The organism is Micromonospora sp. NPDC049645, assembly GCF_040675155.1.
GTDB lineage: Bacteria > Actinomycetota > Actinomycetes > Mycobacteriales > Micromonosporaceae > Micromonospora.
This window is the reverse complement of record NZ_JBFAOI010000024.1, coordinates 33,528-42,309: the sequence shown is the minus strand read 5'-3', so window position 1 is coordinate 42,309 and position 8,782 is coordinate 33,528. Positions and strand designations below refer to the sequence as shown.

10 protein-coding genes are annotated in these 8,782 nt (G+C 70.6%); 3 read left to right on the top strand and 7 right to left on the bottom strand.

The genetic code is table 11. The annotated features are described in order from the left end of the window. The first annotated feature begins 407 nt into the window (after positions 1-407). Positions 408-884: a hypothetical protein gene (locus AB0J33_RS29820; protein WP_363618231.1), complete on the top strand. Its 477-nt coding sequence runs from the start codon at positions 408-410 to the stop codon at positions 882-884. A gap of 8 nt (positions 885-892) precedes the next feature. Here the strand turns inward: AB0J33_RS29820 and AB0J33_RS29815 are convergent, their stop codons facing one another. The 4 genes from AB0J33_RS29815 to AB0J33_RS29800 all read right to left on the bottom strand — a co-directional run bounded on the left by AB0J33_RS29815 (position 893) and on the right by AB0J33_RS29800 (position 4,531). Then, positions 893-1,675 (bottom strand): ABC transporter permease, encoded by a 783-nt coding sequence (locus AB0J33_RS29815; RefSeq protein WP_363618229.1) that lies wholly within the window; start codon positions 1,673-1,675, stop codon positions 893-895. 32 nt (positions 1,676-1,707) lie between these two features. After that, entirely contained in the window at positions 1,708-2,466 is a 759-nt protein-coding gene (locus tag AB0J33_RS29810) for an ABC transporter permease (RefSeq protein ID WP_363618227.1), read from the bottom strand. Between the two features lie 15 nt (positions 2,467-2,481). Further along, entirely contained in the window at positions 2,482-3,441 is a 960-nt protein-coding gene (locus AB0J33_RS29805) for an ABC transporter ATP-binding protein (RefSeq protein ID WP_363618239.1), read from the bottom strand. Positions 3,442-3,547: 106 nt separating this feature from the next. Then, positions 3,548-4,531 carry a helix-turn-helix domain-containing protein gene (locus AB0J33_RS29800; protein ID WP_363618225.1) on the bottom strand — a complete coding sequence of 328 codons (984 nt, stop codon included), beginning with the start codon at positions 4,529-4,531 and terminating at the stop codon, positions 3,548-3,550. Between the two features lie 107 nt (positions 4,532-4,638). Here AB0J33_RS29800 and AB0J33_RS29795 point away from each other — a divergent pair, with 107 nt between their 5' ends. Further along, positions 4,639-5,208: a hypothetical protein gene (locus AB0J33_RS29795; RefSeq protein WP_363618223.1), complete on the top strand. Its 570-nt coding sequence runs from the start codon at positions 4,639-4,641 to the stop codon at positions 5,206-5,208. A 153-nt stretch (positions 5,209-5,361) separates the two neighbouring features. Here the strand turns inward: AB0J33_RS29795 and AB0J33_RS29790 are convergent, their stop codons facing one another. From AB0J33_RS29790 to AB0J33_RS29780, 3 genes are all read right to left on the bottom strand, one after another. Beyond that, a complete protein-coding gene (locus AB0J33_RS29790; RefSeq protein ID WP_363618221.1) occupies positions 5,362-6,651 on the bottom strand; it encodes an MFS transporter in 1,290 nt (429 codons plus the stop codon). Positions 6,652-6,806: 155 nt separating this feature from the next. Then, positions 6,807-7,349, bottom strand: a complete 543-nt coding sequence (locus AB0J33_RS29785) for a GNAT family N-acetyltransferase (protein ID WP_363618219.1) — start codon at positions 7,347-7,349, stop codon at positions 6,807-6,809. A gap of 54 nt (positions 7,350-7,403) precedes the next feature. Continuing rightward, entirely contained in the window at positions 7,404-7,898 is a 495-nt protein-coding gene (locus tag AB0J33_RS29780; RefSeq protein WP_363618217.1) for a DUF1992 domain-containing protein, read from the bottom strand. 228 nt (positions 7,899-8,126) lie between these two features. Here AB0J33_RS29780 and AB0J33_RS29775 point away from each other — a divergent pair, with 228 nt between their 5' ends. Further along, positions 8,127-8,777: a LysE family translocator gene (locus tag AB0J33_RS29775; protein WP_363618215.1), complete on the top strand. Its 651-nt coding sequence runs from the start codon at positions 8,127-8,129 to the stop codon at positions 8,775-8,777. The last annotated feature ends 5 nt before the right edge of the window (positions 8,778-8,782 follow it).

Below are 8,782 nucleotides of genomic sequence, written 5' to 3'. Positions count from 1 at the left end.
CCAGGACAGAAGATCGGTGACGCGGTACTGAAGAGCGGTGTCGTCCCTACTGAACGCCCGCGTCACCGCCGCTGAAGTGCGGCTGGCGCTCAACACGCCCCGTCCCAGTTCTCTCACACCATCCTGATGCCTTACGCACAAGAACTGTCATTATGGTGTCCGGGCGTTATGCCCCTTTCGTGGCCTAGTTTATTAGATTGCTGTTACCGGAAATCCAATAAACGGCAGCGACTCCCGTGCCCGTGCCTCCCCGCAGAATCTCGGGCATGAGGGATCACCGCGCGAACGCGGAGCGCGAGCAGGAGCAGGGCCGCCGGCGTCTAGGCGTCGGTCAGCGGCGCGTTGGTACGCGCGGCACCATCCGCCGACTTGACCCTCGACCGGGTCGAGGGTCGAGCATCTGCGGCATGGACAACGAACCGACGCCCGACCCGACCATGACCCAAATCGGTACGGCGGTGCAGCTCGGCCGATCGGGGCAGAAGCATCTCGCCCGGGACACCCTCGCCGCGCTGTGGGACGAGATCGGCGCCGACGGCGACGCGTTCCACCGCTGCACCCTCGCCCACTACCTCGCCGATCTCCAGGACAGCACCGAAGCGGAGTTGAGCTGGGACGAGCGTGCCCTGGCGGCCGTGTCCGACCTGACCGACGAACGGGCGCAGCGTTACCTGTCCTCGCTCCAGGTCCAGGCGTTCCTGCCGTCGCTGCACCTCAACCTGGCCGACTGCCACCGCCGGTTGGGCAACGCCGCCCTGGCCGCCGAGCACCTGTCCCGGGCCCGCGAGCACCTCGGGCAACTGCCGGACGACCCGTACGGCGAGGCCATCCGCACCGCCGTACGCGACTTCAGGGCGGACGACCCGACCGACCTGCGGCGGTAGGGGGCGGGTCAGCGCAGCATCGCCCGGGTCATTCGACGGGTGGCGACGTACATCGCGACCGAGCCGAACGCGACCAGGTAGGCCACCGGGATCAGCAGGTCCCAGCCGAGGTGGCCCAACGCGGGCTCCCGGACCAGCTCGATGCTGTGGTAGAGCGGCAGCGCCCGGATCAGGGGCTGCACCGCCTCCGGATAGACCGACAGGGGGTAGAACGTCGTCGCGAAGAGGTACATCGGCAGCATGACGAGTTGGATGTACTGGAAGTCGGGAAAGTCGCGCAAATACGTCGTGACGGCCAGCCCACCCGCCGCGAAGGCGTACGCGATCAGCACCGACGCCGGCAGCGCCAGCAGCACCCAGGCCGAGGTGACCAGCCCACCGGCCGCCATCAGGGCGAGGAACCCGATCGACGTCAGCAACGCGTTGATCATCGCGCTGGTGACCTCGCCGACGGCGATGTCGGTGACGGAGAGCGGTGTCGGCAGGATCGCCTGGTAGGTCTTGTCGACCCGCATCCGGATGAAGACCCCGAAGCTCGTCTGGTTGAACGCCGTGTTCATCGCCGTGGTCGCCAGGATCGCCGGTGCCACGTAGACGGCGTACGGCACGTCGACCCCGGGGACGGTGCCGACGAGCAGCCCGACGCCGACACCGATCGACAGCAGGTACAGGATCGGTTCGACGAGCGCGTTGAGCAGCGGCGTGATCGACCGGCGGTAGATCATGAAGTTGCGTTCGATGAGCGCCAGGGCGCGGCCTACCGTCCAGGCGGGTACGGCGACCGTGCTCATGCTGCCTCCACGAGGGCGCTGGACGTGGGCCGTCACGGGTGCAACCGTCGGCGGTAGGTGACCCGGGCGACCAGGAAGCCGCCGATGGCGAGCGTCAGCAGGTAGCCGATGTGGACGGAGCTGCCGGCGATCGTGGCCGTGCCGAGGCTCAGCGTGCGGCACAGCTCCACCCCGTGCCACAGCGGCAGCAGGTAGGACACCGGCCGGATCCACTCCGGCAGCTGCGAGATCGCGAAGAACGTACCGGAGAACATGTACAGCGGCATGATGACGAACCGGAACACCGTGTCGATGTGGCGCAGCTTGCGCACGCCGACCGCCCACGCCGCGGCGGGTGCCGCGAACGCGACCCCGGTCAGCGTCGCGCCGAGCAGGGCACCGAGCGCCCACCATCCCCCGATCAACCCGAACGCGGCCATCACCGCGATGAAGGCGCCGCTGGCGACGAGGACCCGGAAGGTGATGAAGAGCAGGTGCCCGGCGGCGAGTTGCTCCGGGTCCAGTGGCGTCGGTGTGGCGCTGCGGTAGGCCCCGAACCCCGCGGCCCGTGCGACTCCCCCGGACGCCTCCAGGAACGCGTTCTGCATCGCGGCCGCGGCCAGCATCCCCGGGGCGAAGAACGCCGCGTAGGACACGCCGGCGATCTGGGCCGGCGCGTTGTCGTCGACGAGGGCGCCCAGGCCGGCGCCGATGCCGATGAGGAACAGCAACGGGTTCAACACGTTGATCACGATCGAGCCGCGCCAGGTGCGTCGGTAGAGCGTGAGCCAGTATCGGAATGCGTGCAGCACCGGCGGTCCCTCCTGCTACTCGATGAGTGATCGGCCGGTGAGCTTGAGGAACACGTCCTCCAGCGTCGCGCGGCGGACCAGTGCGGTGAGCGGCGTGAGTGACATGGCGTGCACCGCGGCGAGCGCGGCCTCGCCGTCGGCGGTGTAGACCAGCACCCGGTCGGGAAGCGGTTCGACCCGGCCGTCGGTGTCGCTGCCGCCGGTGGCCAGGGCCGAGGTGCGCAGTTTCTCCGCCGCGGTGTCCCGTTCGTCGAGGCGGAAGCGGAGCTCGAGAACCTCCCGGGTGGCGTACCTGGTGATCAAGTCCTGCGGGGAGCCCTGCGCGACGATCCGGCCGTGGTCGACGACGATCAGCCGGTCGCAGAGCTGCTCGGCCTCGTCCATGTAGTGCGTGGTGAGGATGAGCGTGACGCCCTCCTGCTTGAGCTGGAAGAGTCGGTCCCACAGGATGTGTCGGGCCTGTGGGTCGAGGCCGGTGGTCGGCTCGTCGAGCAGCAGGATGTCGGGTTCGTTGATCAGGGAACGGGCGATGGTCAGCCGCCGGCGCATGCCACCGGAGAGCGTCTCCACCTGGTCGCCGGCCTTCTCCTTCAGCTGGGCGAAGTCCAGCAGACGGGTGGCGCGGTCCCGGATGACGGCCCGGGGCAGACTGAAGTACCGCCCGTAGATGTGCAGGTTCTCCCGAACGGTGAGCTCGTTGTCCAGGTGGTCGTCCTGCGTCACGACGCCCAGCCGGGAGCGGATCTCCGGCCCCTGTTTCATCGGATCCATGCCGAGCACCCGCAGGCTGCCGCCGCTGATCGGCGAGGTCGCGGCGATCATCCGCATGGTGGTGGACTTGCCGGCGCCGTTGGGGCCGAGCAGTCCGAAGGACTCCCCCCGTCGTAGCGCGAAGTCGATGCCGTCGACCGCGCGGAACTCCGCTGTGGACCCTCGTGGTGGATAGACCTTGGTCAGATTTTTCGCCTCGACCAGCGGCTCCTCGTTCACCACGGCAGCGTACGGAAAATCAACAGAGGATTGCAAGATTTTAGCAAGCAGCTGTAACTTCTCAACGTTGATGTTTGGGTGGCAACCCTCGTCACCGATCCTGACCCGTGACGGCCGTCCGGTACGCCTGCGGCGAACGTCCGTAACGCGCACGGAAGACGCGACTGAAGTGGGCCTTGTCCGAGAATCCCCACCGGGCGGCGATGACGTGGACCGGTTGCCGCAGCAGCGGGTTGCCGAGGTCACGCCGGCACCGCTCCAGCCGCTTGGCGCGGATGAGTTCGGCAGGCGTCGTCGACTCCCCCTCGAACAGGCGGTGCAGCGATCGCAGCGAGATGTGGTGGGCGGCGGCGATGCTCCGAGGGCTGAGCTCGGCGCTGTCAAGATGGCGGTCGATGAAATCGAGGATCCGGGCTCGCAGCGCGGTCTGCCGGGTTTCCGGAGACAGGGTGCCCCCGACGTCGAGCTGCTGAGCGACCACGGCAGCGAGCAGGTCCAACGCCACCCGGCCCAGGACCTCGGCGTCGGCCGGCTGATAGTGCTCCGGATGTGCCGCGATGCTGCGCAGGTGGTGGGTCAACAGCCCGCCGAAGCCGAGGCGCCCCGAGATCGGCATGGCCAGCAGCCGACGCATCCGGTCCGGTGCCACGGGGAGCGCCGCGCGCGGTATCTGCACGGTGATGGTGGCGGCGAGACCGGGTCCGTCAGCGCTGTGTCGGGCGACGTGCGGCCGGGCGACGTCCAGGAGGGTGAAGTGATTGACGGCCTCGAGAGCGGACTCGTTGCGGTCCTGGGTCAGCACGCTGCGCCCGGTCAGCGGCAACGCGAGCTGGAACGCCTCCGCCTCGGCTCGGCGAACCACCTGCGGGGGCCGCGTCGAATCCAGCGACGGGTACCGCAGCGAGATCATCCGGATCGGACCGAGATCGATGGCTCGGGCGTACCCGACGAAGTTGTCCAGGTGGGCGCTGCTGATGTGTGTCGGTGCCGTCTCCTGAGCGATGAGCGCGTACCAGAAGTCGAACCTCTCCGCCGGCGGCAACACCGTCGTGTCCACCAGCAGGTTGGGCAACACTCTGCTGACCTCCCCCCGCGTGCGAGGCTGGATTCTCGCATGCTTCGATTTGTCGTGCCCACCACGGCGTTTTCCCCGCGTACCGGTGCCGGCCGCCGAGGTGGCGGATGTCGGCGCTGATCGGCGCCGACGTGTGCGCGGCGGCCGACGAGATGACCCGGACGCTGACGCCGCACCGGGAGCGCGACTGGTCCGTACCCGCGGGCACCCTGACGTGGAGCTGTTGGACGACCGCCGCGCATGTCGCGCACGACCTTCTCGGGTACGCCGGGCAGGTCACCGGCCGCCCGGATGACGGTTACCTGCCGTACGACCTGCGGGTCTCCCCCACCGCGACACCGGCGCAGACCCTCGCCGTGGTGCGGGCCTGCGCCGGGCTGCTCGCCGTCGACGCCGCCGACCCGGACACGCGGGCCTGGCACTTCGGCCCCTGCGACCCGGCCGGGTTCGCCGCGATGGGGGTGGCCGAGACCCTGCTGCACACCCACGACATCACCCTCGGCCTCGACGTGCCGTGGCAGCCACCACAGCGACTGAGCGCACTGGTGCTGCGGCGACTCTTCCCGGACGCCCCGGCCGGCGCCGCACCCGACGTGCTGCTCTGGATGACCGGCCGCGGTGAGCTGCCCGGCCGGGTGCGGCGCACATCCTGGAGCTGGCGGGCCGCAGCCGACTGACTCGCACCGGCGTCGCGGGCCGGGTGGTCGCCTGCCCGGGCGACCACCCGGATGGAGCGCTACGGTCAGGTCCAGCTGATGCCACGGTTGCGAACGCTGCGCATGCCCTTCTCCTCTCCCCTCGGTGACGGCCCCCGTGCCCGCCGGGTGACCTCAGAGTCGGCCACGGCCCGCCTCGGCGGTAGGGATCTCGGCGTTCGGATTCGTTCGGGACTGTTCGACCGGAGACTCGGACGTCACCGGTGTGCGGGTGGGTCGCCGCGGCCACAGCGGCACGAAGGCGAGGACCGCCAGCGCGCCCGACAGTCCGCTGAACCCGATCACCGAGGTGGCCGACCACCGGTCGGCGGCCAGACCCGCCAGGACCATCGCCGTGCCCTGCAGCCCACTGAGACCGGTGATCGCCACCCCGAACGCGCGTCCCCGGTACTGCGTCGGCACCGCCCGGCCGAACAACGCGTTCAGGGGGATGGCGAAGGCGCTCGCGGCGCCGGCCAGCACCAACAGCAGGAGCATCATCCACAGCGGAGGGACGAGCCAGGTCACCGTCAACACCCCGGCCGACATCGCGGCCAGCGGCAGGATGAGCCGTGGCCGGGCCGCCGGTGGGCAGAACCGGGTGAGCGCGACCCCGCCGAGAGACATCCCCAACGGCGCCGCCGCCAGTAACAGCCCGACCGTGGCGGCGCCGCCTCCGTACTGCCGAGCCAGCGGCGCCATCAACCCCTCGGCGGCGTAGGTGAAGGCGCTGGCCGTCCACAGGACGAGAACGTAGGACCGCAGCCGGGAATCGGCGAAGATCACCCGCAGGCCGACCGCCCGGCCCTGGCCGGTCGGGCTCACCGGTGTTCGAGGCGCGGGGCGGGAACGCACCCCGAACCTGATCACCAGGGCGGAGACCAGAAACGTGCCGGCATCCACCAGCAGGGCACCGCGCAGCGACAGCAACGCCACCAGGCTCCCCCCGACGGCGAAGCCGACCACCTGCACGACCTGGGCGCAGATGTTGTCCACGCCGTTGGCCACGGCGTACCGGTCACCGTCGAGCACTTCCGGCATCATCGCCGCCCGCGCCGCCACGAACGGTGGCCGCATCAGGTTGACCACGAAGAGGAGCACCACCAGGGCCGGCGCGGGAAGGTCCGGTAGCGCCGCCAGCGGGATGAGCGCGGCGCGACCAAGGTCGCACGCGATCATCACGCTTCGCCGGGGGAAACGGTCGGCGAGACCGGACAGCAGCGGCCCGCCCGTGAGCCAGGCCAGGTAGGAACTGGCGTAGGCGGCCGCCGCCAGTGCGGCCGAGCCGGTTTCGGTGAAGACGAGGTACGCCACGGTCACGGCCGTGAGCTGGTCGCCGGCCAGGGACAGCAGGTACGCGCCGAACAGGTGGCGGTACTCGCGCACCGCGAACACCTCGGCGTACGTCGCGGCGCGCTCGGTCACGTCACCCCGTCCCCTCCCGCGCCGGTTGTGGTCTGGGCGCTCGGCCCAGACCGTATCCGCGTTGGGACCGTCGGGATCGACAGCAGCCGTTCGAACCTGTTCGGATCCGTTCGCGGCAGGTTCGGACGGCCGGCGGTGTCGGCCCTGCCGCCCGGCTAACCGACGTCGAGCGTGTGTCGGTGACCGTCGAGCGGGAAGGGCGGCCGGGCCGGCAACACCTCCTGGAACGCGTAACCGCACTTCTGCGCCACCCGGCAGGACGCCACGTTGTCCACCTGGTGCAGCAGGTCCAGACGTGTCACCTGGGGCAACCGGTCGAACGCCCAGCGACTGAGCGCGGTGACCGCGCGCGGGGCGACACCGCGACCACGCGCCCACGACGCCGTCCAGTAGCCGACCTCCGGGACCGGGCGCTGCGGTGTGATCCCCTTGAGCACCACGTTCGCCACCAGTCGTGGGCCCTCGGCCTGCTCCTCGAGGACGGCGAAGCTGAACCGTCGCCCCTCGTCCCAGTCCTGCCGCGCGCGCCGCAGCCACCGTCGTCCCTCGGCGGGGCTGGTCACCGGCACCCGGGTCCACCGGCGCAGCACCGGATCCCGGTACGCGTCCAGCAGCGCCCCCAGGTCGTCGTCGTGCCAGGGTCGCAGGGCGAGATCCGGCGTCGCGGAGACACCCGGCGCCCGCAGCTCGATCACCATCCGGACAGTCTGCCGGTGGCGTGCGCGCCCGGCCAGACCGGTCGGCCGGGTCGGTCAGCGCGACCGGCGCCGCCACGGCAGCCACCACGTGCGGCGCGACCGGCGCGGCGCAGCGGCGACGGCGGCGACCCGCTCGGTGGTGGGCGTCGCGATGCGCGGCGTCGTGTGCTCGGCGCGCCAGCGGCGCACCACGTCCTCGGTGTTCACCGGGCGCACCGCGACGCGGGGGCCGTCGTCGGGGAAGCGCAGCCACGCGATGATCTGCGCGTTCAACTGCCCGACGAAGTCGCGGACAGCCTGTTCGGTGGGCAGGTCACGGACCTCGTCGGGGACCTGCTCGACGCGTCGGCGCAGTTGCAGCGACGTGGGCAGCAGCAGGTCACTGGGCAGCGCCTCGCGCTCCAGGAAACTCTTGATCCACCATGCTTCGTCGTACGCCGTTCCGCGCCCGGGGATCGGCTTGCCCATGCCAGGCAGGTCGTCGAACTCGCCGCGCTGCACGGCATCCTGGATCTTCGCCTCCACGGACGCTTCCCACGCCTCGGTCACCGTGCGGCACCTCCCTGGCCACCGTAACGCGCCACCTCCGGACGGCGGCGCGTACCCGCAAGGGGTCAGCGCGCCCGCGACGGTGACCATTCCCGCCGGATGGCCTCGGATGGTCAAGCGCCCGGGAAGGATCATGCCGAAGCAGGCCACGGCCTGCCAGGTGGCCCTGTGCCGGGGTGTTCATGCCGATTACGGTCGGTGCGGGGACTATCGAACGGGGGAAGCGTCATGGTCGGTACGGGTGCGCTGCTGGGCATCGCGTTGGTGGCGTTGGGGCTGGTGCTCACGCCCGGCCCGAACATGGTCTACCTGGTGTCGCGTTCGGTGGCGCAGGGCCGCAGGGCCGGGCTCGTCTCGCTGCTCGGGGTGGCCGCCGGCTTCGGCGTCTACCTGGCGGCGGCGGTCGCCGGCCTGGCCACCGTCTTCGTCCTGGTGCCGACGTTGTACGCGGTGGTGAAGCTCGCCGGGGCCGGCTACCTGCTCTGGCTGGCCTGGCGGACGCTGCGCCCGGGCGGCGGGTCACCATTCGCCCCCACACCGCTGCCACCGGACCCGCCCCGACGGTTGTTCACCATGGGGCTGGTCACCAACCTGCTCAACCCGAAGATCGCGATCCTCTACGTGTCGCTGTTGCCGCAGTTCATCGACCCGACCCGTGGGCACCTGGCGACGCAGAGCCTGCTGCTCGGCCTGACCCAGATCGCCGTCGCGTTGAGCGTGAACGCGCTGATCGTGCTCACCGCCGGCACCCTCGCGGGGTTCTTCGCCCGCCGGCCGGTGTGGCTGCGGGTGCAGCGGTGGGTGACCGGTACGGCCCTGGCCGCGCTGGCCGTGCGCATCGCCGCCGACCGTTCCCGCGCGGCGGTCGCCACGCCCTGACCCGA